At 71.1% G+C, this 25,201-nt stretch carries 22 protein-coding genes; 19 read left to right on the plus strand and 3 right to left on the minus strand.

Translation table 11 applies throughout. From position 1 onward, the window contains the following. Positions 1-87 precede the first annotated feature (87 nt). Entirely contained in the window at positions 88-2,295 is a 2,208-nt protein-coding gene (locus ABT381_RS14215) for an elongation factor G-like protein EF-G2 (RefSeq protein ID WP_351592797.1), read from the minus strand. A gap of 364 nt (positions 2,296-2,659) precedes the next feature. Between ABT381_RS14215 and pgsA the strand changes: the two genes are divergently transcribed. The 15 genes from pgsA (at position 2,660) to ABT381_RS14290 (ending at position 18,292) form a co-directional block, all read left to right on the plus strand. Beyond that, positions 2,660-3,310 (plus strand): phosphatidylinositol phosphate synthase, encoded by a 651-nt coding sequence (pgsA, locus tag ABT381_RS14220; protein WP_351592800.1) that lies wholly within the window; start codon positions 2,660-2,662, stop codon positions 3,308-3,310. Further along, positions 3,307-4,254 (plus strand): phosphatidylinositol mannoside acyltransferase, encoded by a 948-nt coding sequence (locus tag ABT381_RS14225; RefSeq protein WP_351592803.1) that lies wholly within the window; start codon positions 3,307-3,309, stop codon positions 4,252-4,254. Before pgsA ends, ABT381_RS14225 begins: the two co-directional genes overlap by 4 nt. Continuing rightward, a complete protein-coding gene (locus tag ABT381_RS14230) occupies positions 4,251-5,411 on the plus strand; it encodes a glycosyltransferase family 4 protein (protein ID WP_351592806.1) in 1,161 nt (386 codons plus the stop codon). The genes ABT381_RS14225 and ABT381_RS14230 overlap by 4 nt, the downstream gene beginning before the upstream one ends. Positions 5,412-5,539: 128 nt before the next feature. Beyond that, positions 5,540-6,082, plus strand: a complete 543-nt coding sequence (locus tag ABT381_RS14235) for a LemA family protein (RefSeq protein WP_351592809.1) — start codon at positions 5,540-5,542, stop codon at positions 6,080-6,082. A gap of 183 nt (positions 6,083-6,265) precedes the next feature. After that, positions 6,266-7,177 (plus strand): pyridoxal 5'-phosphate synthase lyase subunit PdxS, encoded by a 912-nt coding sequence (pdxS, locus tag ABT381_RS14240; RefSeq protein WP_351592880.1) that lies wholly within the window; start codon positions 6,266-6,268, stop codon positions 7,175-7,177. Positions 7,178-7,185: 8 nt separating this feature from the next. After that, positions 7,186-7,782 carry a pyridoxal 5'-phosphate synthase glutaminase subunit PdxT gene (gene pdxT, locus ABT381_RS14245; protein WP_351592812.1) on the plus strand — a complete coding sequence of 199 codons (597 nt, stop codon included), beginning with the start codon at positions 7,186-7,188 and terminating at the stop codon, positions 7,780-7,782. 63 nt (positions 7,783-7,845) lie between these two features. Next, complete coding sequence (locus ABT381_RS14250) at positions 7,846-8,598, plus strand: YebC/PmpR family DNA-binding transcriptional regulator (RefSeq protein WP_351592815.1); 753 nt, start codon at positions 7,846-7,848, stop codon at positions 8,596-8,598. 222 nt (positions 8,599-8,820) lie between these two features. Then, positions 8,821-9,447, plus strand: coding sequence for a crossover junction endodeoxyribonuclease RuvC (ruvC, locus tag ABT381_RS14255; protein ID WP_351592818.1), 627 nt, complete (start codon positions 8,821-8,823; stop codon positions 9,445-9,447). Further along, positions 9,444-10,064 (plus strand): Holliday junction branch migration protein RuvA, encoded by a 621-nt coding sequence (ruvA, locus tag ABT381_RS14260; protein ID WP_351592821.1) that lies wholly within the window; start codon positions 9,444-9,446, stop codon positions 10,062-10,064. Before ruvC ends, ruvA begins: the two co-directional genes overlap by 4 nt. A 55-nt stretch (positions 10,065-10,119) precedes the next feature. Beyond that, positions 10,120-11,220, plus strand: coding sequence for a Holliday junction branch migration DNA helicase RuvB (gene ruvB / locus ABT381_RS14265; protein ID WP_467754482.1), 1,101 nt, complete (start codon positions 10,120-10,122; stop codon positions 11,218-11,220). A 162-nt stretch (positions 11,221-11,382) separates the two neighbouring features. Beyond that, on the plus strand, positions 11,383-11,919 hold the full coding sequence (gene yajC / locus ABT381_RS14270) for a preprotein translocase subunit YajC (RefSeq protein WP_351592824.1): 537 nt from the start codon (positions 11,383-11,385) through the stop codon (positions 11,917-11,919). A gap of 149 nt (positions 11,920-12,068) precedes the next feature. Continuing rightward, positions 12,069-13,820, plus strand: a complete 1,752-nt coding sequence (gene secD, locus ABT381_RS14275; protein ID WP_351592827.1) for a protein translocase subunit SecD — start codon at positions 12,069-12,071, stop codon at positions 13,818-13,820. A gap of 1 nt (position 13,821) precedes the next feature. Further along, positions 13,822-14,958 carry a protein translocase subunit SecF gene (gene secF, locus ABT381_RS14280; RefSeq protein WP_351592829.1) on the plus strand — a complete coding sequence of 379 codons (1,137 nt, stop codon included), beginning with the start codon at positions 13,822-13,824 and terminating at the stop codon, positions 14,956-14,958. Further along, complete coding sequence (locus tag ABT381_RS14285) at positions 14,955-15,503, plus strand: adenine phosphoribosyltransferase (protein WP_351592832.1); 549 nt, start codon at positions 14,955-14,957, stop codon at positions 15,501-15,503. The genes secF and ABT381_RS14285 overlap by 4 nt, the downstream gene beginning before the upstream one ends. A 257-nt stretch (positions 15,504-15,760) precedes the next feature. Continuing rightward, on the plus strand, positions 15,761-18,292 hold the full coding sequence (locus ABT381_RS14290; RefSeq protein ID WP_351592835.1) for a RelA/SpoT family protein: 2,532 nt from the start codon (positions 15,761-15,763) through the stop codon (positions 18,290-18,292). Positions 18,293-18,361: 69 nt separating this feature from the next. Here ABT381_RS14290 and ABT381_RS14295 read toward each other — a convergent pair whose 3' ends face one another. Together ABT381_RS14295 and ABT381_RS14300 are read right to left on the minus strand one after the other, a co-directional pair. After that, positions 18,362-19,591, minus strand: a complete 1,230-nt coding sequence (locus tag ABT381_RS14295) for a DUF349 domain-containing protein (protein WP_351592838.1) — start codon at positions 19,589-19,591, stop codon at positions 18,362-18,364. 245 nt (positions 19,592-19,836) lie between these two features. After that, on the minus strand, positions 19,837-20,655 hold the full coding sequence (locus ABT381_RS14300; protein WP_351592840.1) for a peptidylprolyl isomerase: 819 nt from the start codon (positions 20,653-20,655) through the stop codon (positions 19,837-19,839). 183 nt (positions 20,656-20,838) lie between these two features. Here ABT381_RS14300 and ABT381_RS14305 point away from each other — a divergent pair, with 183 nt between their 5' ends. The 4 genes from ABT381_RS14305 to ABT381_RS14320 all read left to right on the plus strand — a co-directional run bounded on the left by ABT381_RS14305 (position 20,839) and on the right by ABT381_RS14320 (position 25,150). After that, positions 20,839-21,555 (plus strand): MBL fold metallo-hydrolase, encoded by a 717-nt coding sequence (locus tag ABT381_RS14305; RefSeq protein ID WP_351592843.1) that lies wholly within the window; start codon positions 20,839-20,841, stop codon positions 21,553-21,555. 11 nt (positions 21,556-21,566) lie between these two features. Next, a complete protein-coding gene (gene hisS, locus ABT381_RS14310; RefSeq protein WP_351592846.1) occupies positions 21,567-22,829 on the plus strand; it encodes a histidine--tRNA ligase in 1,263 nt (420 codons plus the stop codon). Between the two features lie 250 nt (positions 22,830-23,079). After that, positions 23,080-23,727 (plus strand): vitamin K epoxide reductase family protein, encoded by a 648-nt coding sequence (locus ABT381_RS14315; protein ID WP_351592849.1) that lies wholly within the window; start codon positions 23,080-23,082, stop codon positions 23,725-23,727. Positions 23,728-23,782: 55 nt separating this feature from the next. Further along, positions 23,783-25,150: a replication-associated recombination protein A gene (locus ABT381_RS14320; RefSeq protein WP_351592852.1), complete on the plus strand. Its 1,368-nt coding sequence runs from the start codon at positions 23,783-23,785 to the stop codon at positions 25,148-25,150. Positions 25,151-25,201 lie beyond the last annotated feature (51 nt).

Genomic DNA, 25,201 nt, shown 5'->3' on the forward strand with positions numbered 1-25,201 from the left:
GACGTGCAGCCGGCGTACCGCCCAAGGGAGTTGAGTCCCCCTCGTCGGGCGGTACGCCGGTCCTTCCGCGGGTCGCCGGGGGCCGAACTAGCCGCCGTTCTCCGGCTTTTCCCGCTCTTCGCGGATTTTGACGGCGAGTTGCGGCGGCATCGGCTCGTGCCGCGCGTAACTGCGCTGGAAGCGCCCGGTGCCGTGCGAAAGTGACCGGAGATCGACGGCGTAGCGGCCGATTTCGATCTCCGGGACCTCGGCGCGCACCAACGTCCGGCCCGCGCCGGACTGTTCGGTGCCCACGACCCGGCCGCGGCGCCCCGACAGGTCGCTCATCACCGGGCCCACGTAGTCGTCGGGCACCAGGACGGTGACCTCGGCGACCGGCTCCAGCAGGTGGATGCGGGCGTCGGCGGCGGCCTCGCGCAGGGCGAGGGCGCCCGCGGTCTGGAACGCGGCGTCGGAGGAGTCGACGGAGTGCGCCTTGCCGTCCAGCAGCGTCACGCGGATGTCGACGAGCGGGTATCCGGCCGCGACCCCGCGCGCCGCCTGGGCCCGTACGCCCTTCTCCACGGACGGGATGAACTGCCGGGGCACGGCACCGCCGACGACCTTGTCGACGAATTCGATGCCGCTGCCGCCCGGGAGCGGCTCGACCTCGATCTCGCAGATCGCGTACTGTCCGTGCCCGCCCGACTGCTTGACGTGCCGGCCGCGCCCGGTGGCCTGCGCGCCGAACGTCTCGCGCAGCGAGACCTTGTGCGGTACGGCGTCGACCTGTACTCCGTACCGGGCGCGCAGCCGTTCCAGTGCCACGTCCACGTGCGCCTCGCCCAGGCACCACAGGACGACCTGGTGGGTGTGGGGGTTCTGCTCCAGGCGCATGGTGGGGTCCTCGGCGACGAGCCGCGCGAGGCCCTGGGAGAGCTTGTCCTCGTCGGGCTTGCTGTGTGCCTGGATGGCGACCGGCAGCAGCGGGTCGGGCATGTCCCAGGGCGCCATCAGCAGCGGCGCGTCCTTGGCGGAGAGGGTGTCGCCGGTCTCGGCGCGGGAGAGCTTCGCGACGCAGGCCAGGTCGCCGGCGACGACCTTGGTGACCTGGCGCTGCTGCTTGCCGAAGGGGGCCGACAGGGCGCCGATGCGCTCGTCGACGTCGTGGTCCTCGTGGCCGCGGTCGGCCAGCCCGTGCCCGGAGACGTGCACCGTCTCGTCGGGGCGCAGGGTGCCGGAGAAGACCCGTACGAGGGACAGCCGGCCGACGTAGGGGTCGGAGGAGGTCTTGACGACCTCGGCGGCCAGGGGCCCCGCGGGGTCGCAAGTGAGGGCGGGGCGTGGCTTGCCGTCGGGTGTGGTGACGGCGGGGGTGTCCCGCTCGGCGGGAGTGGGGAAGCCGCCGGTGATCAGCTCCAGCAGTTCGATGGTGCCCAGGCCCTCCTTGCTGCCGTCGGCGGCGGGCGCCGCGGCCAGTACGGGGTGGAAGGTGCCGCGCGCGACGGCGGTCTCCAGGTCGCCGATGAGGGTCTTGATGTCGATGTCCTCGCCGCCGAGATAGCGGTCCATGAGGGACTCGTCCTCGCTCTCGGCGATGATCCCCTCGATGAGGCGGTTGCGGGCCTCCTCGATGAGGGGCAGCTCGCCGGACTCCGGATCGCGCTCCTTCCTGCCGCCGCCGGAGTAGTCGTACACCCGCTGGGAGAGCAGCCCGATCAGGCCGTGCACGGGGCGGTGGCCGTCGGCGCCGGCCTCGCCGTACAGCGGGAGGTACAGCGGCAGCACGGCGTCGGGGTCCTCGCCCCCGAAGGCCGTGCGGCAGGTCTCGGTCATGCTGTCGAAGTCGGCGCGGGCCGCTTCGAGGTGGGTGATCACTATGGCGCGGGGCATTCCCACGGCCGCGCACTCGTCCCAGACCATTCGGGTGGCGCCGTCCACGCCGTCCGCCGCCGAGACGACGAAAAGGGCCGCGTCCGCTGCCCGCAGACCGGCCCTCAGCTCCCCGACGAAATCGGCGTATCCGGGGGTGTCCAAGAGATTGATTTTGATCCCGTCCCATTCGACCGGGACCAGGGAGAGCTGTACGGAGCGTTGCTGCCGGTGCTCGATCTCGTCGTAGTCGGAGAGGCAGCCGCCGTCCTCCACCCGGCCCGCCCTGTTGACCGCGCCCGACGCCAGCGCGAGGGCTTCGACCAGGGTGGTCTTCCCCGATCCGCTGTGGCCGACCAGCACCACATTCCGTACGGAGGAGGGGTGGTCGACCGCCGCTGCCCTGCCGGCGGCTCCTGGATGTGTGCTCGTCTTGTCGCCCATGTGTCTCGCCTCCAGGTCGACACTCTGCGGTGTTCCGAGCTTTCCACCGAGGTCATGGTGCGTCCATACATCGCACAAGGGACGATAGGGGATCTTGGGGGTGGCCGGGGATCATGCGGGACAAGCCCGAACGGGTGCACAGGGCACCCGTGTACGGCCGCCAACTGCCCCCTTCCGCCGTGGTCATGGCCTTCTGCGCGATCCGAGCCGGGTGCGCCGGGCGGGTGGCGGGGGAGGCTCCGGCGCGCCCCGGGGGCGGCCGTGAGCCGTGGTGCGTTCGCAAAGCGCCGAGGACGCCTGGCTACGATGGGCCAGCCGGTGGCCCCACTGACCGCGCGGCCCGCACACAACCTCCGGGAAGGCCATGCTGAACAAGTACGCGCGTGCGTTCTTCACGCGTGTTCTCACGCCGTTCGCCGCCCTGCTCATCCGCCTCGGCATCAGCCCCGACGTGGTCACCGTCCTCGGTACCGCCGGGGTGGTCGCCGGCGCGCTGGTCTTCTACCCGCTGGGCGAGTTCTTCTGGGGCACCGTCGTCATCACCCTGTTCGTCTTCTCGGACCTGGTCGACGGCAACATGGCGCGGCAGCTGGGCCGCTCCAGCCGCTGGGGCGCCTTCCTGGACTCCACCCTCGACCGCGTCGCCGACGCCGCGATCTTCGGCGGCCTCGCCCTCTGGTACGCGGGCCGCGGCGACGACCTGCTGCTCTGCGCGGTGACGATCTTCTGCCTCGCCTCAGGCCAGGTCGTGTCGTACACCAAGGCCCGCGGCGAGAGCATCGGCCTGCCGGTCGACGTCAACGGCCTGATCGAGCGCGCCGAGCGCCTGGTGATCTCGCTGGTGGCCTGCGGTTTCTCCGGCCTGCACAAGTTCGGCGTGCCCTGGATCCAGAATCTGCTGCCGATCGCCCTGTGGATCGTGGCCGTCGGCAGCGCGGTCACCCTGGGCCAGCGGGTGGTCACCGTACGCCGGGAGTCCGCCGAGGCGGACGCCGTGGGGGGAGAGGGCGCGTGAAGCTCGACATCGGAAAGCTGCTGGACACGGGGAAACTGACCGACGCGCTGTACGGCCTGGGCTGGGCCACGGTCAAGAAGCTGCCCGAGCCGGTCGCCGTACGGCTCGGCGAGCGCCTCGCCGACACCGTCTGGAAGCGGCGCGGCAAGGGCGTACAGCGCCTGGAGGCCAACCTCGCCCGCGTCGTCCCCGACGCCTCCCCGCAGGCCCTCTCCCGGCTCTCCCGGGCCGGCATGCGCTCGTACATGCGGTACTGGATGGAATCCTTCCGCCTCCCGGCCTGGAGCCGCGAGCGGGTGGCGAAGGGCGTGGACGTCACCGACGTGCACCACCTCACCGACGCGCTGGCCGGCGACCGCGGCGTCATCCTGGCCCTGCCCCACATGGGCAACTACGACCTCGCCGGCGTCTGGGTCACCCGCACCCTCGGCGTGCCCTTCACCACCGTCGCCGAGCGCCTGAAGCCCGAATCCCTCTACGACCGGTTCGTCGCCTACCGCGAGAGCCTGGGCATGGAGGTGCTGCCGCACAACGGCGGCGCGGCCTTCGGCATACTCGCCCGGCGGCTGCGCGCCGGCGGCCTGATCTGCCTGGTCGCCGACCGCGACCTGTCCAGCTCCGGCATGGAGGTGAAGTTCTTCGGCGAGGCCGCCAAGATGCCCGCCGGACCCGCGATGCTCGCGCTCCAGACCGGCGCACTGCTGCTGCCGGTCACCTTGTGGTACGACGGTACGCCCGTCATGCGGGGCCGTGTGCACCCCGGCATCGAGGTACCCGAGACCGGAACGCGCACCGACAAGGCCGCCGCGATGACCCAGGCCCTGGCCGACGCCTTCGCCTCGGGCATCGCCGAGCACCCGGAGGACTGGCACATGCTGCAGCGACTGTGGCTCGCCGACCTGGAGCCGCGCGGTGCGGGCGCCCGAGAGACGGAGACGTCTTGAGGATCGGGATCGTCTGCCCCTACTCGTGGGACGTCCCGGGCGGCGTCCAGTTCCACATCCGCGACCTCGCCGAGCATCTGATCCGGCTCGGCCACGAGGTCTCCGTACTCGCCCCCGCGGACGACGAGACACCGCTCCCGCCGTACGTCGTCTCCGCCGGACGTGCCGTACCCGTCCCGTACAACGGTTCGGTCGCCCGGCTCAACTTCGGCTTCCTCTCCGCCGCCCGGGTACGCCGCTGGCTGCACGACGGCGCGTTCGAGGTCATCCACATCCACGAGCCGGCCTCCCCGTCCCTCGGCCTGCTGGCCTGCTGGGCGGCCCAGGGCCCCATCGTGGCGACCTTCCACACCTCCAACCCGCGCTCCCGCGCCATGATCGCCGCGTACCCGATCCTGCAGCCGGCGCTGGAGAAGATCAGCGCGCGGATCGCGGTGAGCGAGTACGCCCGCCGGACGCTGGTGGAGCACCTGGGCGGGGATGCCGTGGTGATCCCCAACGGCGTCGACGTGGACTTCTTCGCCCGCGCCGAGCCCAAGAAGGAGTGGCAGGGCCGCACGATCGGCTTCATAGGCCGCATCGACGAGCCCCGCAAGGGCCTGCCCGTCCTGATGAAGGCCCTGCCCGCGATCCTCGCCGAGGTCCCCGACGCGCGCCTCCTCGTCGCCGGCCGCGGCGACGAGAAGGAAGCCGTCGCCGGTCTTCCCGCGGAGCTCCGCTCCCGCGTCGAATTCCTCGGCATGGTCACCGACGAGGACAAGGCGCGCCTGCTGCGCAGCGTCGACCTCTACGTCGCCCCCAACACGGGCGGCGAGTCCTTCGGCATCATCCTGGTCGAGGCGATGTCCGCTGCGGCGCCCGTCCTCGCCAGCGACCTCGACGCCTTCGCCCAGGTCCTGGACCAGGGCGAGGCGGGCGAACTTTTCACCAACGAGAACGCGCCCGCGCTCGCCGCGGCTGCCATTCGGCTTCTCCGCGACCCCGCCCGCCTCGCCGAACTACGCGAACGCGGCAGCCGCCATGTACGCCGGTTCGACTGGTCGACGGTGGGGGCGGACATCCTCGCCGTGTACGAGACGGTCGCCGACGGGGCGGCGTCGGTGGATACGGATGAACGGGTGGGACTACGGGCGCGGTGGGGCCTGGCCCGCGATTAGCGGGTCCAGGGGCGCGGGGAACTGCGCGACCGGCCACGACGGCGCGGCAGTCGGCCACGGCGCCCCGCGGCCACGGCGCGTGCCGGCTCGGAAAGCACCCCTGTGAGGCCACGGTAACGTGACGCCCCGTGACCTCTCTCATCTGGATCCTCGTGGCGGTCGTCGTCATCGGTGTGTACCTCAGCTGGACGGCGGGGCGGCTGGACCGGCTGCACGCGCGCATCGACGCGGCCCGCGCCGCGCTCGACGCGCAGCTCCTGCGCCGCGCCTCCGTGGCGCAGGAGCTCGGCACGTCCGGCGTCCTCGACCCCGCCGCCTCGATCGTCCTGTACGAGGCGGCCCACGAGGCACGGCAGGCCGAGGAGGACCAGCGGGAGGTCGCCGAGAGCGCGCTCAGCCAGGCGCTGCGCGCGGTCTTCGGCGAGGCGGAGCAGGTCGACGCCGTACGCGCGGCCCCCGGCGGCGAGCAGACGCTCGCGGAGCTGAACGCGGCCGTGCGGCGCGTCCCCATGGCCCGCCGCTTCCACAACGACGCCGTACGCGCGGCCCGCGCGGTCCGCAGGCACCGCGTCGTACGCTGGTTCCGGCTCGCGGGCCACGCCCCGTTCCCGCTGGCCTTCGAGATGGACGACGAGGCCCCGGCGGCGCTCGGGGAGCGCACGGCGGCCTGAGCTTCGTACCAGTACGGCGGCCTGAGCCCCGTACCAGTACGGCGGCCAAGGGGCGGCCCACCGGGTCGGGAGGGCCGCCGGGGCCGCTCCAAGAGCCACCGCCCTGCAATTGGCCCTTTCATCTCCCGTACACAAACGGTTCCCTAGGTGCAGTAGCACAGCCACCCGCACTTAGTGAGGTCAATCGTGAGCACGCCCACCACGCCCCAGTCCCCGGAGACCGGAACCGCCCGCGTCAAGCGCGGCATGGCCGAGCAGCTCAAGGGCGGCGTGATCATGGATGTCGTCACGCCGGAGGAGGCGAAGATCGCCGAGGACGCCGGTGCCGTGGCGGTCATGGCCCTGGAGCGCGTCCCCGCGGACATCCGCAAGGACGGCGGCGTGGCACGGATGTCCGACCCGGACATGATCGACGGCATCATCAACGCCGTCTCCATCCCCGTCATGGCCAAGTCCCGCATCGGCCACTTCGTCGAGGCCCAGGTCCTGCAGTCCCTCGGCGTCGACTACATCGACGAGTCCGAGGTCCTCACCCCGGCCGACGAGGTCAACCACTCCGACAAGTGGGCCTTCACCACCCCCTTCGTCTGCGGCGCCACCAACCTCGGTGAGGCCCTGCGCCGCATCGCCGAGGGCGCGGCCATGATCCGCTCCAAGGGCGAGGCCGGCACCGGCAACGTCGTCGAGGCCGTCCGCCACCTCCGCCAGATCAAGGCCGAGATCGCCAAGCTGCGCGGCTGCGACAACAACGAGCTGTTCGCCGCCGCCAAGGACCTGCGCGCCCCGTACGAGCTGGTCAAGGAGGTCGCGGAGCTGGGCAAGCTGCCGGTCGTCCTCTTCTCCGCCGGTGGCGTCGCCACCCCCGCCGACGCCGCGCTCATGCGCCAGCTCGGCGCCGAGGGCGTCTTCGTCGGCTCCGGCATCTTCAAGTCCGGCGACCCGGCCAAGCGCGCCGCCGCGATCGTGAAGGCCACCACCTTCTACGACGACCCCAAGATCATCGCGGACGCCTCCCGCGACCTCGGCGAGGCCATGGTCGGCATCAACTGCGACACCCTCCCCGAGGCGGAGCGGTACGCGAACCGCGGCTGGTGATCACTTCCATGACGAGCACCACCCCCACCATCGGTGTGCTGGCGCTCCAGGGCGACGTACGCGAGCACCTCACGGCGCTCGCGTCCGCCGACGCCCTGGCGCGCCCGGTGCGCCGCGCCGAGGAACTGGACGAGCTGGACGGCCTGGTCATCCCCGGCGGCGAGTCCACGACCATGTCCAAGCTGGCGGGCATCTTCGGCATGCTGGAGCCGCTGCGCGCGTTCATCCGTGCGGGCAAGCCGGTGTACGGCACCTGCGCGGGCATGATCATGGTCGCGGAGAAGATCCTGGACGGCCGCGCCGACCAGGAGACCTTCGGCGGCGTCGACATGATCGTGCGGCGTAACGCCTTCGGGCGGCAGAACGAGTCCTTCGAGGCGGCGGTCGACGTCGCCGGGATCGACGGCGGACCGGTCGAGGGCGTCTTCATCCGCGCGCCCTGGGTCGAGTCGGTCGGCGCCGAGGTCGAGGTACTGGCCGAGCACGGCGGCCACACGGTGGCCGTCCGGCAGGGTAACGTCCTCGCCACATCCTTCCACCCGGAACTCACCGGCGACCATCGCGTCCACGCGTTCTTCGTGGACATGGTGCGTCACACCGCGTGAGCGGGTCCCGGTAGGATCTAGGCGTTCGTTTTCAGAAATTGGTTACGCGAAGGAGACAGGCGGATGTCCGGCCACTCTAAATGGGCTACGACGAAGCACAAGAAGGCCGTGATCGATGCCAAGCGCGGCAAGCTCTTCGCGAAGCTGATCAAGAACATCGAGGTCGCGGCGCGCATGGGCGGCGTGGACATCGAGGGCAACCCGACCCTGTACGACGCCATCCAGAAGGCGAAGAAGCAGTCGGTCCCGAACAAGAACATCGACTCCGCGGTCAAGCGCGGCGGCGGCCTGGAGGCCGGCGGCGCCGACTACGAGACGATCATGTACGAGGGTTACGGCCCGAACGGTGTCGCGGTGCTCATCGAGTGCCTCACCGACAACCGCAACCGTGCCGCCTCGGACGTGCGCGTCGCCATGACCCGTAACGGCGGCTCGATGGCCGACCCGGGCTCGGTGGCGTACCTGTTCAACCGCAAGGGCGTCGTCATCGTCCCCAAGGGCGAGCTCTCCGAGGACGACGTGCTGGGCGCGGTCCTGGACGCGGGCGCCGAGGAGGTCAACGACCTCGGTGAGTCCTTCGAGGTGCTCAGCGAGGCCACCGACGTGGTCGCGGTCCGCACCGCGCTCCAGGAGGCCGGCATCGACTACGACTCGGCCGACACCAACTTCGTCCCGACCATGCAGGTCGAGCTGGACGAGGAAGGCGCGAAGAAGATCTTCAAGCTGATCGACGCGCTGGAGGACAGCGACGACGTCCAGAACGTCTTCGCCAACTTCGACGTCTCGGACGAGGTCATGGCGAAGGTCGACGCCTGAGGCGCCACGGCGACGGCTGAGGCGGACGGCCGGTACGTACACGGCCGGCACGGCTGACACGACGGGTCGGCAGGGGGACACACCCTGCCGGCCCGTCGGCGTTGTCAGTGCCACCCGATACTGTGCTGAGCAGGGGATCTCCGGCCCCCGTGGTGGGGGTGGAGGGCCGAAACGGTACGGCGCCGGGTGGTGACAGCGCGGCATGAGGGGAGGGGAACACCCGTGAAGGTGCTGGGCGTGGACCCGGGGTTGACGCGCTGCGGCGTCGGCGTCGTCGAGGGGGTGGCCGGGCGGCCGCTGACGATGGTGGGGGTCGGCGTGGTCCGCACCCCGGCCGACGCGGACATCGCGCACCGCCTCGTGCTCATCGAGCGCGGCATCGACGAGTGGCTCGACGAGCACCGGCCCGAGTACGTCGCCGTGGAGCGCGTGTTCAGCCAGCACAACGTCCGTACGGTCATGGGCACGGCCCAGGCCAGCGCGGTCGCCATGCTGTGCGCCGCGCGCCGCGGACTCCCGGTCGCGCTGCACACCCCCAGTGAGGTCAAGGCCGCCGTCACCGGCTCGGGCCGCGCCGACAAGGCGCAGGTCGGCGCGATGGTGACCCGGCTGCTGCGGCTGTCGGCGCCGCCCAAGCCGGCCGACGCGGCGGACGCACTGGCGCTGGCCATCTGTCATATCTGGCGCGCCCCCGCCGTCAACCGCCTCCAGCAGGCCCAGGCCCAGGCTCGGACCGCGGTGCGGCGCGCCCCGCCCGCCGCGCGCCCCGCCGGCACCCCCCGCGCCTCCGCGCCGGACCGCACCCCCGCCCCCGTACGCTCCACCCGCATCCCGAAGGGCACGTCATGATCGCCTTCGTCTCCGGCCCGGTCGCGGCCCTGGCTCCCGACGCCGCCGTCGTGGAGGTGGGCGGCATCGGCATGGCCGTCCAGTGCACGCCCAACACCCTGTCCGGGCTGCGCATGGGCGAGCGGACGAAGCTCGCCACCTCCCTCGTCGTACGCGAGGACAGCCTCACGCTGTACGGCTTCGCGGACGACGACGAGCGGCAGACCTTCGAGCTGCTGCAGACGGCGAGCGGCGTCGGCCCGCGGCTGGCGCAGGCGATGCTCGCGGTGCACTCCCCGGACGCGCTGCGCCGCGCGGTCGCCACGGGCGACGAGAAGGCGCTCACGGCCGTGCCCGGCATCGGCAAGAAGGGCGCGCAGAAGCTGCTGCTGGAGCTGAAGGACCGGCTCGGCGAGCCGGTCGGCAGCGCCGGGCCCGCGGTCGGCAGCCCGGTCACGGCCGGCTGGCGCGACCAGCTGCACGCCGCGCTGATCGGCCTCGGCTACGCCACCCGGGAGGCCGACGAGGCGGTGGGCACGGTCGCCCCGCAGGCCGAAGCGGCCGTGGCCGAGGGCGGCACGCCGCAGGTCCCGCAGCTCCTGAAGGCGGCCCTGCAGTCCCTGAACCGGGCCCGCTGACCGGCGCACGCGCCACCCGGCACTCCACCCACCCGACGACGCGAGGCAGTACGCAGTGAACTGGGACGACAGCACCGACACCGCGGACGGACAGGAGCCCGGCCTGCCGCCGGGCGGCGCCGACCGGCTGGTGGGCGCGGACGCCGACGGCGAGGACACGGCCGTCGAGGCCGCGCTGCGCCCGAAGGACCTGGAAGAGTTCGTCGGCCAGGAGCGGGTGCGCGAGCAGCTGGACCTGGTGCTGCGCGCCGCCCGGGCGCGCGGCGCCACCGCCGACCACGTACTGCTCTCCGGCGCCCCGGGACTCGGCAAGACCACCCTTTCGATGATCATCGCGGCCGAGATGGGCGCCCCGATCCGCATCACCTCCGGCCCCGCCATTCAGCACGCCGGCGATCTGGCCGCCATCCTCTCCTCGCTCCAGGAGGGCGAGGTGCTCTTCCTCGACGAAATCCACCGGATGTCGAGGCCCGCTGAAGAAATGCTCTATATGGCGATGGAGGATTTCCGGGTCGACGTGATTGTGGGGAAGGGGCCGGGGGCCACCGCCATTCCGCTCGAACTTCCGCCTTTCACGCTGGTCGGGGCCACGACGCGGGCCGGTCTGCTGCCGCCGCCGCTGCGCGACCGGTTCGGATTCACCGGGCACATGGAGTTCTACGCCCCGAATGAGCTGGAGCGGGTCATCCACCGCTCGGCAGGGCTGCTGGATGTCGACATAGAGGCGGAGGGCGCCGCCGAGATCGCCGGGCGGTCGCGCGGTACGCCCCGTATCGCCAACCGCCTGCTGCGCCGCGTACGGGACTACGCCCAGGTCAAGGCGGACGGCCTGATCACGCGCGAGATCGCGGAGCAGGCGCTGGACGTGTACGAGGTCGACGGGCGCGGCCTGGACCGGCTGGACCGCGCGGTGCTCACGGCGCTGCTCAAGCTGTTCAGCGGCGGTCCGGTGGGCCTGTCGACCCTGGCGGTGGCCGTGGGAGAGGAGCGTGAGACGGTCGAGGAGGTCGCCGAGCCGTTCCTCGTGCGCGAGGGGCTGCTCGCGCGTACGCCCCGCGGCCGCATCGCCACGCCCGCCGCATGGACGCACATGGGGCTGGTGCCGCCGCAGCAGATGACGGGCGGAAACGGACAGCAGGGGCTGTTCGGGACGTGACGGCGCGGGGACTCGCCGGGTCAGGAACTGCGGTGCCATCCTGGGCGTTGTTCCACTGGTGCGGACTCGCTTAGACTCCGCCGATGCCGTCCGTACGGTCCGGCATCCAACCCCCGTATACCAGGCCGCGGCTCCGCGGTCGTGCGAAGGAAATTCCGTCCCGTGAATATCGTGACTCTCCTCCCGTTCATCGTGCTCATCGGGGCCATGTTCCTGATGACCCGCTCTGCCAAGAAGAAGCAGCAGGCGGCCGCCCAGATGCGGAACGAAATGCAGCCCGGCACCGGCGTCCGCACGATCGGAGGCATGTACGCCACCGTCAAGGAGATCCACGACGACGCGGTCCTCCTCGAGGTGGCGCCGGGCGTCCACGCCCTCTTCGCGAAGAACGCCATCGGCGCCGTGCTGCCCGACGACGAGTACAACCGCATCATCGACGGCGCCGAGCAGGGCTCCGTCGTCCCGGACGACCTGTCCTCCCTGACCGGCGCCTCGGCCGTCAACGACGGCGACGACGACACCACCGGCAAGGGTGACGTCGCCGAGAAGATCGACCTGGGCAAGGAGACCCCCGCCGAGAAGGCCGCCGAGCCGAAGGCCGAGGAGCCGAAGGCCGACGAGACCCCGGCCGAGGACGCCGACGCCGAGGCCGCCGAGGCGAAGGACGCCAAGAAGGACGGCGGCGCCGACGCGAAGTAGGCGCGCACTTTCACGGAACCGCGGTGCACCGGGAGCGGTGCTCGCGGTTCCGGGACCGTCTAGGCTCCGGCGGGGGCACGTCCCCACAAGACTTCGTGGCCGTCCGGCACTGACCTGACGCGGGCGGTTGGACAGGGAGATACGAGAAGGTGGCAGCACCGAACAAGGGCCGAAGGTCGCCGGCGGCCCAGAGCAGGCCGGGGCGCGCCCTGATCCTGATCGTGGTCGTCATCGCGGCGCTGGTCGGGGGGATGTTCTACTCCGGCACCATGACGCCGCGACTGGGCATCGACCTCGCGGGCGGTACGAGCTTCACGCTGGCGGCACAGAACCAGCCGGGCAAGCCCAACGCGATCAACGAGACCAACATGAAGACCGCCGCGGGCATCATCGAGCGCCGTGTCAACGGTCTCGGCGTCTCCGAGGCCGAGGTCCAGACGCAGGGCACCAACCACATCATCGTGAACATCCCCAAGGGGACGGACGCGAGGCAGGCCCGCCAGCAGGTCGGTACCACCGCCCAGCTCGGCTTCCGTACGGTGCTGACCGCGGCGGCCGGCGCGAAGGCGCCCACGCCGGGCGCCTCCGAGAGCCCGAAGGCCGGCGGCGGCGAGAAGGAGAAGCAGGGCGGCGCCGGCAGCGCGTCGGCCACCCCCTCCGGCAAGCCCGCCCCGCAGGGCCGCGCCGTCGGCGACGCGCTCAAGAAGGACGACGCCCCCTCGGGCTCCGCCAAGCCCACCGGTTCCCCCAGCGCGCCCCCGGTCCAGCAGCCGCCCACGGGCGCCAACATCCCCGCCGCGCTGCAGAAGAAGCTCGCGGCGCTGAACTGCTCGACCAAGGAGAGCCGTTCCGCCGCGGCCGAGCAGGCCGCCCGAGCCAAGCCCAGCGACTCGATCGTGGCCTGCGAGGACGACGGCAAGACGAAGTACGCGCTCGGGCCGGTCAAGGTCGAGGGCACGGACGTGGACGACGCCAAGGCCAGCTTCGACCAGCAGGGCGGCCAGGGCTGGCTCGTCCAGATGAACTTCACCTCCGCCGGCGGCAAGAAGTTCGCCGACGTGACCGGTGACATCGCCACCAAGACCCCGCCGCAGAACCAGTTCGCCATCACCCTGGACGGCGAGGTCGTCTCGGCCCCGCAGGTGAGCAGCGCGATCGCGGGCGGCAACGCCCAGATCACCGGCGGCTTCACCCAGCAGTCCGCCGAGGACCTGGCGAACATGCTGTCCTACGGTGCGCTGCCGCTCTCCTTCAAGATCGCGGACGAGACCACCGTCACCGCGGCCCTGGGCGGCGAGCAGCTGAACGCGGGCCTGATCGCCGGCGCCATCGGCCTCGCGCTGGTCATCATCTACCTGATCGCCTACTACCGCGGCCTGTCCCTGGTCGCGCTGGCGAGCCTCGTGGTCTCGGCGGTCCTGACGTACACGATCATGACCTTGCTGGGCCCGGCCATCGGGTTCGCGCTGAACCTCCCGGCCGTCTGCGGTGCGATCGTCGCGATCGGCATCACGGCGGACTCGTTCATCGTGTACTTCGAACGCATCCGTGACGAGATCCGCGAGGGTCGTACGCTGCGGCCCTCCGTGGAGCGGGCCTGGCCGCGCGCCCGGCGCACGATCCTGGTCTCCGACTTCGTGTCGTTCCTGGCCGCGGCCGTGCTCTTCATCGTCACCGTCGGCAAGGTCCAGGGCTTCGCGTTCACGCTCGGCCTCACGACCCTGCTGGACGTCGTGGTGGTCTTCTTCTTCACCAAGCCGCTGATGACGCTGCTGGCCAAGCGGAAGTTCTTCTACTCGGGCCATCCCTGGTCGGGTCTGGACCCCACGCGTCTCGGCGCGAAGCCGCCGCTGCGCCGCGGCCGGCGCACCTCCGCCCCCATCGAGACGAAGGAGGCGTGAGATGTCCAAGCTCGGCAACATCGGCGCCCGGCTGTACCGCGGCGAGGTCGGCTACGACTTCATCGGCAAGCGCAAGATCTGGTACGCCGTCTCGATCCTGATCACCATCACGGCGATCGTGGGCCTCGGGGTCCGCGGTCTGAACATGGGCATCGAGTTCTCCGGCGGTGCGGTCTTCACCACTCCGAAGACCACCGTCTCGGCGAGCCAGGCCCAGCACGAAGCCGAGTCCGCGTCCGGCGGCAACCCGGCCACGGTCCAGAAGCTCGGCAACGGCGGCCTCCGCATCCAGATCAGTGAGCTGGACACCAAGGAGGCCGTGCCGGTCCAGGAGAAGCTGGCCAAGGACCTGAACGTCCCGGTCAAGGACGTCAACACCCAGCTGGTCGGCCCCAGCTGGGGCGAGGAGATCGCGAACAAGGCGTGGCTGGGCCTGGGGATCTTCATGGTCCTCGTGGTGCTCTACCTCGCCATCGCCTTCGAGTGGCGGATGGCGCTGGCGGCCCTGATCGCGCTGATCCACGACCTCACGATCACGGTGGGTGTGTACGCGCTGGTCGGCTTCGAGGTCACGCCCGGCACGGTCATCGGCCTGCTGACCATCCTCGGTTACTCGCTGTACGACACGGTCGTGGTCTTCGACAGCCTCAAGGAAGCGTCCCGGGGCATCACGAAGCAGACGCGCTACACCTACGGCGAGATCGCCAACCGGTCGATCAACTCCACGCTGGTGCGGTCGATCAACACCACGGTCGTGGCGCTGCTGCCGGTGGCGGGCCTGCTCTTCGTGGGCGGCGGCTTCCTCGGCGCGGGCATGCTGAACGACATCTCGCTCGCCCTGTTCGTGGGCCTCGCGGCCGGTGCGTACAGCTCGATCTTCATCGCCACCCCGCTGGTCGCCGACCTCAAGGAGCGCGAGCCGCAGATGAAGGCGCTGGCCCGCCGGGTCCGCGCCAAGCGTGCGGCGGCCGCCGCCAAGGGCGACTCCCGCGAGGAGCCGGCCGAGGGCGCGGCGGAGTCCGGCGAGGAGCCGCAGGACGGCGCTCCGGCGGCGGCCGGCAGCTCGGCGGCCGGCCCGCGCAGCCAGCCCGCGTCCCGCACTCGCGGCCGCGGCCGTCCGTCGGGCAAGCGCCGATGAGCGCCCCCGCGGAGCTGCGTGAGCTGCTGCTCGGCAAGATCGCGGACGTGCCGGACTACCCGCAGGCGGGGGTCGTCTTCAAGGACATCACCCCGCTGCTGGCCGACGCCGAGGCGTTCGGGAAGCTGACGGACGCGCTGGCCGGGATCTGCACCACGCTCGGCGCGACGAAGATCGTGGCGCTGGAGGCCCGCGGGTTCATCCTCGCGGCCCCGGTGGCCGTGCGGGCGGGCGTCGGCTTCGTGCCCGTGCGCAAGGCCGGCAAGCTGCCCGGCGCAACGCTCGGCCAGAGCTACGCGCTGGAGTACGGCCACGCCACGATCGAGATCCAGGCCGACGCGCTGGCCCCGGGGGACCGGGTGCTGGTGATCGACGACGTGCTGGCCACGGGCGGTACGGCCGACGCCTCGCTGACCCTGATCCGCCGCTCCGGCGCCGAGGTCGCGGGCGTGGCGGTCCTGCTGGAGCTGGGCTTCCTGGACGGCAGGGAGAAGCTGGCGGCGGGGCTCGACGGGGCGCCGCTGGAGGCGCTGATCACGGTCTGAGGCCGCGGCCGAGCGGCGTAGGGTACGCCATTCGGTACCGCGACCACCGCTCGAAAACCGAGCAAAGTGCAAGCAAAAGGGCATCCGGCATAAATGCGGATGCCCTTTTGCTGTGACCACAGGAGCATCGGCCCGCGAATGAGCCGGGGCAGCCGGCATGGATACCATGGCAGCCCGGCCACTCAGTGGACCGGTGGTCCGGCACCGCTCTTTTCCGCCCGTTCACCGGTGGGAAAGGTCCCAGCGAGGAGTTGCTCTTGCCAGACGAGGCCCAGCCGCTCTCCCCCCGTACGCCGGGGGGCAGCCCCGCCGCGCGCCCGGACGACCGTCCCGCGGACGGCGCCGCGGACGCGCCGAAGAACGGCGGGAAGGAAGCGCCGGCGGGGCCCGTCCCGGCGGTTTCCGGGCCTGCCGCCACGGCGCCCCGGCCCACCCCGCCGCCGTCGGCGCCCAAGCCGCTGCCGCCCGGCCACACCGGCCAGCCCGGCGGCCGCTCCGGCTCCTCCAACCGCGTCCGCGCCCGCCTGGCCCGCCTCGGCGTGCAGCGGCAGAGCCCGTACAACCCGGTACTGGAGCCGCTGCTGCGCATCGTGCGCGGCAACGACCCCAAGATCGAGGCGGCCACGCTGCGCCAGGTCGAGCGGGCCTACCAGGTCGCCGAGCGCTGGCACCGCGGCCAGAAGCGCAAGAGCGGCGACCCGTACATCACGCACCCGCTCGCGGTGACCACGATCCTGGCCGAGCTGGGCATGGACCCGGCGACGCTGATGGCGGGCCTGCTGCACGACACCGTCGAGGACACCGAGTACGGCCTCGACACCCTCCGCCGGGACTTCGGCGACCAGGTCGCGCTGCTGGTCGACGGCGTCACCAAGCTGGACAAGGTCAAGTTCGGCGAGGCCGCGCAGGCCGAGACGGTGCGCAAGATGGTCGTGGCGATGGCCAAGGACCCGCGGGTCCTGGTGATCAAGCTCGCCGACCGGCTGCACAACATGCGCACGATGCGTTACCTCAAGCGGGAGAAGCAGGAGAAGAAGGCCCGCGAGACGCTGGAGATCTACGCCCCGCTGGCGCACCGGCTGGGCATGAACACCATCAAGTGGGAGCTGGAGGACCTCGCCTTCGCGATCCTCTACCCCAAGATGTACGACGAGATCGTCCGGCTGGTCGCCGAGCGGGCGCCCAAGCGGGACGAATACCTCGCGATAGTGACCGACGAGGTCCAGGCCGACCTGCGCTCCGCGCGGATCAAGGCCACCGTCACCGGGCGGCCCAAGCACTACTACAGCGTCTACCAGAAGATGATCGTCCGCGGGCGCGACTTCGCGGAGATCTACGACCTGGTGGGTATCCGTGTCCTCGTCGACACGGTCAGGGACTGTTACGCCGCCCTCGGCACCGTGCACGCGCGATGGAATCCGGTCCCCGGCCGGTTCAAGGACTACATCGCGATGCCCAAGTTCAACATGTACCAGTCGCTGCACACGACGGTCATCGGGCCCAACGGCAAGCCGGTCGAGCTGCAGATCCGCACCTTCGACATGCACCGCCGCGCCGAGTACGGCATCGCGGCGCACTGGAAGTACAAGCAGGAGGCCGTGGCCGGCGCCTCCAAGATCCGCACCGACGTGCCCAGGGGCAAGGCCGGCAAGGACGACGCGGTCAACGACATGGCGTGGCTGCGGCAGCTGCTGGACTGGCAGAAGGAGACGGAGGACCCGGGCGAGTTCCTGGAGTCGCTGCGCTTCGACCTCTCGCGCAACGAGGTCTTCGTCTTCACGCCCAAGGGCGACGTCATAGCGCTGCCGGCCGGTGCGACGCCCGTGGACTTCGCGTACGCGGTGCACACCGAGGTCGGCCACCGCACGATAGGCGCGCGCGTCAACGGCCGCCTCGTACCGCTCGAATCGACCCTCGACAACGGCGACCTGGTGGAGGTCTTCACCTCCAAGGCGCCGGGCGCGGGGCCGTCTCGCGACTGGCTGGGCTTCGTCAAGTCCCCGCGGGCCCGCAACAAGATCCGCGCGTGGTTCTCCAAGGAGCGCCGCGACGAGGCGATCGAGCAGGGCAAGGACGCCATCGCGCGGGCCATGCGCAAGCAGAACCTGCCGATCCAGCGCATCCTGACCGGCGACTCGCTGGTGACGCTCGCGCACGAGATGCGGTATCCGGACATCTCGTCGCTGTACGCGGCGATCGGCGAGGGCCACGTCACCGCGCAGTCCGTCGTGCAGAAGCTGGTGCAGGCGCTCGGCGGCCAGGACGAGGCCACCGAGGACATCGCCGAGTCCACGCCGATCCGCCGCTCCAAGCGGCGCTCCAGCGCGGACCCGGGCGTGGTCGTCAAGGGCGTCGAGGACGTCTGGGTCAAGCTCGCGCGCTGCTGTACGCCGGTGCCGGGCGACCCGATCATCGGCTTCGTGACCCGCGGCTCCGGCGTCTCGGTGCACCGCGCGGACTGCGTCAACGTCGACTCGCTGTCCAAGCAGCCGGAGCGGATCCTGGAGGTCGAGTGGGCGCCCACCCAGTCCTCGGTCTTCCTGGTCGCCATCCAGGTCGAGGCGCTGGACCGCTCCCGCCTGCTCTCGGACGTCACACGGGTCCTGTCCGACCAGCACGTCAACATCCTGTCCGCGGCCGTCCAGACCTCCCGCGACCGGGTGGCCACCTCCCGCTTCACCTTCGAGATGGGCGACCCCAAGCACCTGGGGCACGTCCTGAAGGCGGTACGGGGCGTGGAGGGCGTGTACGACGTGTACCGCGTGACGTCTGCGCGTCGGCCCAACTAGCCGCCGTAGCACGCGAGGAGGGCCCCGGTACCGCGGTACCGGGGCCCTCCTCGCGTGCGGGGCGCTCGCTCAGCCGCCGAACTCCTGGAGGCCCTTCTGGGCCTGGTCCAGCAGGGCCTGGCGGCCCTCCAGCTCGCGGGCGAGCTTGTCGGCCTTGGCGTCGTTGCCGGCGGCACGGGCCGTGTCGATCTGCTTCTGGAGCTTGTCGACGGCGTCCTGGAGCTGGCCGGACAGCCCCGCGGCACGCGCCCGCGCCTCGGGGTTGGTCCGCCGCCACTCGGCTTCCTCGGCCTCCTGGATGGCGCGCTCGACGGCGTGCATCCGGCCCTCGATCTTCGGGCGGGCGTCCCGCGGCACGTGGCCGATGGCCTCCCACCGCTCGTTGATCGAACGGAACGCGGCGCGCGCGGCCTTGAGGTCCGAGACGGGGAGCAGCTTCTCGGCCTCGACGACCAGCTCCTCCTTGCGGGTGAGGTTCTCCCGCTGCTCGGCGTCCCGCTCCGCGAAGACCTCGCTGCGGGCCTGGAAGAAGACGTCCTGGGCGCCGCGGAAGCGGTTCCACAGGTCGTCCTCGTGCTCGCGCTGCGCGCGGCCCGCGGCCTTCCACTCCTGCATCAGCTCGCGGTACCGGGCGGCCGTCGGGCCCCAGTCCGTCGAGCCCGAGAGCGCCTCGGCGTCCGCGACCAGCTTCTCCTTGACCTGCCTGGCCTGCTCGCGCTGCGCGTCCAGCGACGCGAAGTGCGCCTTGCGCCGCTTGGAGAAGGCGGAGCGGGCGTGCGAGAAGCGGTGCCACAGCTCGTCGTCGGACTTGCGGTCCAGCCGCGGCAGCCCCTTCCACGTGTCGACCAGGGCACGCAGCCGCTCGCCGGCCGCCCGCCACTGCTCGCTCGCCGCCAGCTCCTCGGCCTCGACGACCAGCTTCTCCTTGGCCGTCCTGGCCTCGTCGGCCTGCCGGGCCTTGGCCGCCTTGCGCTCCTCGCGGCGGGCCTCGACCGTCCGGACGAGCGCGTCCAGACGCTTCCGCAGGGCGTCGAGGTCGCCCACCGCGTGGTGCTCGTCGACCTGCTGCCGCAGGTGGTCGATCGCGGTCATGGCGTCCTTGGCCGACAGGTCGGTGGTCCTGACCCGCCGCTCGAGGAGGCCGATCTCGACGACCAGGCCCTCATACTTGCGCTCGAAGTAGGCGAGGGCCTCGTCGGGCGATCCCGCCTGCCACGATCCGACGACCTGCTCGCCGTCGGCGGTACGCACGTACACGGTCCCCGTCTCATCGACGCGGCCCCATGGGTCGCTGCTCACAGCGCCTCCTCCACATGATGCCGGCGGGACACCGGGGCCCCGGGCATCGTCCACAGTTTCTGTCCGGCGGGACCGCGCCCCGGCCGGTCCGACGGACTGTTCTTGCGGGCGAGGGTGGCAGCCGTCGGAGCAGGCACCCTACCCAACGCCAATCTAGGCGACCGGCGGCCCGGCTGTCCGCATCCCGCACGACCGAAATTCCGTGGTCCCGGCACGGACGGCCGGGACACGTCGGGCACCGGCTCTCAGGACTCGGTGACGCGGGCGCGGTCGATGACGACGGTGGCGTTGGGCGCCGTGTTCTGCGTCTGCGGATCGGTCGTGAAGCCCGCCTTCGCGATCTTCTTCAGGACGTCCATGCCCTGCGTGATCGTGCCGAACGGCGTGTAGTTGGGCGGCAACTGACTGTCCTGGAAGACCAGGAAGAACTGGCTGCCGCCGGTGTTCCGGGTCTTCTTGTCCTGCCCGTCGTAGCGGTTGGCCATCGCGACCGTGCCCGCCGGGTAGACGCCGCCCTTGAGCCGCGGGTCCTTGAGGTTCTCGTCCGGAATGGTGTAGCCGGGGGTGCCCTGGCCGGTACCGGTCGGGTCGCCGCACTGCAGGACGTGGAGGCCGTCGTCGACCAGGCGGTGGCACTTGCTGTGGTCGAAATAGCCCTGTGCCGCCAGGAAATTGAACGAGTTGACCGTGTGCGGGGCCTTCTTCGCGTCCAGCTTCAGCGCGAGGTCGCCGCAGGTGGTGGAGAGCTTCGCGGTGTACGAAGCGGCGGTGTCCACCGTCAGCTTCGGCTCCTTCTTCCACCGCTTCTTCGACGGCTCGCCCTTGGCGGGCGTGCCGCACGGGTCCTCGGTCCGCTGCTCGGCCGCCGCCGCGTTCTTGTTGTCGCCGCCGACCAGCCCCGCCGTCGCGTACACGGTCGCGCCCGCGGCGAGCACCACCGCGAGCACCGACGCGATGATCACGGTGCGGCGCCTGGCCTTCCGCTGCGCGGCCGTCCGCCGCTGGAGCTGACGCTCGTACTTCTGGCGCGCGAGCTGCTTGCGCCGCTGATCCCCCTTGACCACCAGGCCGTCTCCTTGGTCCGCATGATCTGCCGTGGCCCGTACCGTATACGGGTTCGCTCCGGCGGGAGTCCCGCCGGTAGGCTCTGAACAGCAGAGATCTTGCAGCATGTTTCTGTGAGATCCGCCAGGGCCGCATCCAGGGCCTGCCAGGATCTGTCCGCCGGACGATTGATGAGGACGAACGTGCTGATTGCCGGATTCCCCGCCGGGGCCTGGGGCACCAATTGCTACTTGGTCGCCCCCGCCGCCGGTGAGGAGTGCGTGATCATCGACCCCGGCCACCAGGCCGCCGACGGCGTCGCGGAAGCGGTGAAGAAGCACCGCCTCAAGCCCGTCGCCGTCGTCCTCACCCACGGCCACATCGACCACGTCGCCTCGGTGGTGCCGGTCTGCGGCGCGCACGACGTCCCCGCCTGGATCCACCCCGAGGACCGCTACATGATGAGCGACCCGGAGAAGGCGCTGGGCCGCTCCATCGGACAGCAGCTCATGGGCGAGCTGACCGTGGGGGAGCCGGACGACGTCAAGGAGCTGGCGGACGGTGGCACGCTGGAACTGGCCGGACTGGAATTCTCCGTCGCGCACGCCCCGGGCCATACCAAGGGGTCGGTGACCTTCAGGATGCCCGAGCAGGCCGACATTCCGCCGGTCTTCTTCTCGGGCGACCTGCTCTTCGCCGGCTCCATCGGACGCACCGACCTGCCCGGCGGCGACCACGCCGAGATCCTCCGGTCGCTGGAGCGCGTATGCCTCCCGCTGGACGACTCGACCGTGGTGCTGTCAGGACACGGCCCCCAGACCACCATCGGCCAGGAACGCGCCACCAACCCCTTCCTTCGGGAGGTGGCCGCCGGCCTCGGAACGGGCCCCCAGAGCCCGGCTCCGCGACGAGGAATGTGACGAAAGCTTCCGTGAGCACCTTCAAGGCCCCCAAGGGCACCTACGACCTGATCCCGCCGCAGTCCGCGACCTACCTGGCGGTCCGTGACGCGATCTCCGGACCCCTCAAGCGCTCCGGCTACGGCTACATCGAGACGCCCGGCTTCGAGAACGTCGAGCTGTTCGCGCGCGGCGTCGGCGAGTCCACCGACATCGTCACCAAGGAGATGTACGCCTTCGAGACCAAGGGCGGCGACAAGCTCGCGCTGCGCCCCGAGGGCACCGCCTCCGTGCTGCGCGCCGCGCTGGAGGCCAACCTCCACAAGGCGGGCAACCTCCCGGTCAAGCTCTGGTACTCCGGCTCGTACTACCGCTACGAGCGCCCGCAGAAGGGCCGCTACCGCCACTTCTCGCAGGTCGGCGCGGAGGCCATCGGCGCGGAGGACCCGGCGCTGGACGCCGAGCTGATCATCCTGGCCCACGACGCGTACCGCTCGCTGGGCCTGCGGAACTTCCGCATCCTGCTCAACAGCCTCGGCGACCAGGAGTGCCGCCCCGCCTACCGGGCCGCGCTGCAGGACTTCCTGCGCGCCCTGGACCTGGACGAGGACACCCGCCGCCGGATCGAGATCAACCCGCTGCGGGTCCTCGACGACAAGCGCGCGGACGTGCAGAAGCAGCTGGCCGGCGCGCCGCTGCTGCGCGACCACCTCTGCGAGAACTGCAAGGCGTACCACGAGCAGGTGCGCGGGCTGCTGACCGCGGCGGGCGTGGCGTACGAGGACGACCCCAAGCTGGTGCGCGGCCTGGACTACTACACCCGTACCACCTTCGAGTTCGTCCACGACGGGCTGGGCTCGCAGTCGGCTGTGGGCGGCGGCGGCCGGTACGACGGCCTGTCCGAGATGATCGGTGGCCCGGCGCTGCCGTCCGTCGGCTGGGCGCTCGGCGTGGACCGCACGGTCCTGGCGCTGGAGGCCGAGGGCGTCGAGCTGGAAATCCCCGCCAGCACGGCCGTCTTCGCGGTGCCGCTGGGCGAGGAGGCCCGCCGGGTGCTCTTCGGTACGGTCACCGAGCTGCGCCGGGCCGGTCTCGCCACCGACTTCGCGTACGGCGGCAAGGGTCTGAAGAACGCCATGAAGTCCGCGAACCGCTCCGGCGCGCGGCTCGCGATCGTGGCCGGCGAGCGGGACCTGGCCGAGGGCGTGGTCCAGCTCAAGGACCTGGAGAGCGGCGAGCAGTCGCCGGTCGCGCTGGACGCGGTGGTGCAGGAGGTTCAGCGCAAGCTGGGCTGAGTGCCCCCCTTTGCGGCTAAACCGCCGCCGCTCTCGCGGAGCTGGTTGCTCGCCATGTGGGTTCCTCAATTGATGGCTGATGTGCCGGATGCGAGGAGGGCCTGGCACGAGATGCCGGGCCCTTCGTCGTACAAAAGCACTGTTCGCGTGCGGGTGGCTTTATGTCCTTCCGACGGTGCCCGGCGCGCCTGTTGGGGCACAATGTGAGGCTCCAACGGGCGGATTCACCAAGGGACCGACGGAACGGCATATGACGACGACTACGCTTGATGACGTGTCCACCACCGACCATGGCCGTACGGACGGCGACGGCGCCATCGGGGCGGGTCGCCCCTTCGCCCTGCTCCTGGTGATCACCGGCGCGCTCGGCCTGCTCGCGGCCTGGGTCATCACCCTCGACAAGTTCAAGCTGCTCGAGGACCCGAGTTTCAAGCCGGCCTGCAGCATCAACCCGATCATCTCCTGCGGCAACATCATGAAGAGCGCGCAGGCCGGGGTCTTCGGCTTCCCGAACCCGATGGCCGGCCTCGTCGGCTTCGGCGTCGTCATCGCCGTCGGCATGGCCGTCCTCGCGGGAGCCCGCTTCAAGGCCTGGTACTGGATCGGCCTGAACATCGGCACGCTGCTCGGCACGGTCTTCTGCATGTGGCTGATGAGCCAGTCGCTGTACGTCATCAACTCGCTGTGCCTGTGGTGCACGCTCACCTGGCTCGTCACGATCCTGATGTTCTGGTACACCACCGTCCACAACATCAAGCACCGCATCATCCCGGCGCCCGCCGGCCTGCGGAACGCCGTCCTGGAGTTCCACTGGGTCGTGCCGGTGCTCTGGTACGGAGTGATCGCGCTGCTCATCCTCACCAAGTGGTGGACGCAGTACTGGAGCACGCTGCTCTAGGCGGCAGCTCTGGGCGGCAGCCGCGTTGTCAGTGGGGTGACATAGTCTCGGGAGCGTGGAGCCCGACCTGTTCACCGCCGCTGCCGAAGACCGCCAGGAGAAGGACCCCGCGGGGTCCCCGCTCGCCGTACGGATGCGTCCGCGCACCCTGGACGAGGTGGTCGGCCAGCAGCATCTGCTCAAGCCCGGGTCGCCGCTGCGGCGGCTGGTGGGCGAGGGGGAGGGCGGCCCGGCCGGCCCCTCCTCGGTGTTCCTGTGGGGTCCGCCCGGCATCGGCAAGACCACCCTCGCGTACGTCGTCAGCCAGGCGACCAACAAGCGCTTCGTGGAGCTCTCCGCGATCACCGCGGGCGTGAAGGAGGTGCGGGCCGTCATCGACGGCGCCCGCCGCGCCTCCGGGGGATACGGAAAAGAGACCGTCCTCTTCCTGGACGAGATCCACCGCTTCAGCAAGGCCCAGCAGGACTCCCTGCTCCCGGCGGTGGAGAACCGCTGGGTGACGCTCATCGCGGCGACGACGGAGAATCCGTACTTCTCCGTGATCTCCCCGCTGCTCTCCCGCTCGCTGCTGCTGACGCTGGAGCCGCTCACCGACGACGACCTGCGCGGGCTGCTGAAGCGTGCGCTGACCGACGCGCGCGGGCTGGCGGGCGCGGTGACGCTGCCCGAGGACACCGAGGCACATCTGCTGCGCATCGCGGGCGGCGACGCGCGCCGGGCGCTGACGGCGCTGGAGGCCGGTGCCGGGTCCGCGATCTCCAAGGGCGAGAAGGAGATCACGCTCCGGACCCTGGAGGAGTCCGTCGACCGGGCGGCGGTGAAGTACGACCGGGCCGGTGACCAGCACTACGACGTGGCCAGCGCGCTGATCAAGTCCATCCGCGGCTCTGACGTGGACGCCGCGCTGCACTATCTGGCGCGCATGATCGAGGCGGGCGAGGACCCGCGGTTCATCGCCCGGCGGCTGATGATCTCCGCGAGCGAGGACATCGGGCTGGCCGACCCGAGCGCGCTGCAGACGGCGGTGGCCGCCGCGCAGGCCGTCGCGATGATCGGCTTCCCCGAGGCCCGGATCACGCTCAGCCAGGCGACGATCGCGCTGGCCCTCGCGCCCAAGTCGAACGCGGCATACATGGCGATCGACGCGGCCCTGGCCGACGTCCGCGCGGGCCTCGCCGGGCCGGTGCCGGCGCATCTGCGCGACAGCCACTACCAGGGCGCGAAGAAGCTCGGCCACGGCAAGGGATACCAATACCCGCACGACCTCCCGGGCGGCATCGCGGCGCAGCAGTACGCGCCGGACGAGGTGCACGGCAAGCGGTACTACACCCCGACGCGGTACGGCTCGGAGGCGCGGTACTACGACGTGGTGGAGCGGGTGCGCGGCAGGCTGGCGGGGGAGGCGGGGCCGTCGGGGGAGTGAGGCGCGTACGGAAGCGGCCGTTCCGGCACCGCGCGGCAGGGCCCTGTCGAA

It is taken from the genome of Streptomyces sp. NPDC000151 (assembly GCF_040301705.1).
GTDB lineage: Bacteria > Actinomycetota > Actinomycetes > Streptomycetales > Streptomycetaceae > Streptomyces.

Excerpts from the sequence above, each read along its gene's own strand:
- ABT381_RS14215 (WP_351592797.1), bottom strand. The coding sequence starts at position 2,295 with ATGGGCGACAAGACGAGCACACATCCAGGAGCCGCCGGCAGGGCAGCG.
- pgsA (WP_351592800.1), top strand. The coding sequence starts at position 2,660 with ATGCTGAACAAGTACGCGCGTGCGTTCTTCACGCGTGTTCTCACGCCG.
- pdxT (WP_351592812.1), top strand. The coding sequence starts at position 7,186 with ATGACGAGCACCACCCCCACCATCGGTGTGCTGGCGCTCCAGGGCGAC.
- ABT381_RS14250 (WP_351592815.1), top strand. The coding sequence starts at position 7,846 with ATGTCCGGCCACTCTAAATGGGCTACGACGAAGCACAAGAAGGCCGTG.
- ruvA (WP_351592821.1), top strand. The coding sequence starts at position 9,444 with ATGATCGCCTTCGTCTCCGGCCCGGTCGCGGCCCTGGCTCCCGACGCC.
- secF (WP_351592829.1), top strand. The coding sequence starts at position 13,822 with ATGTCCAAGCTCGGCAACATCGGCGCCCGGCTGTACCGCGGCGAGGTC.
- ABT381_RS14285 (WP_351592832.1), top strand. The coding sequence starts at position 14,955 with ATGAGCGCCCCCGCGGAGCTGCGTGAGCTGCTGCTCGGCAAGATCGCG.
- ABT381_RS14315 (WP_351592849.1), top strand. The coding sequence starts at position 23,080 with ATGACGACGACTACGCTTGATGACGTGTCCACCACCGACCATGGCCGT.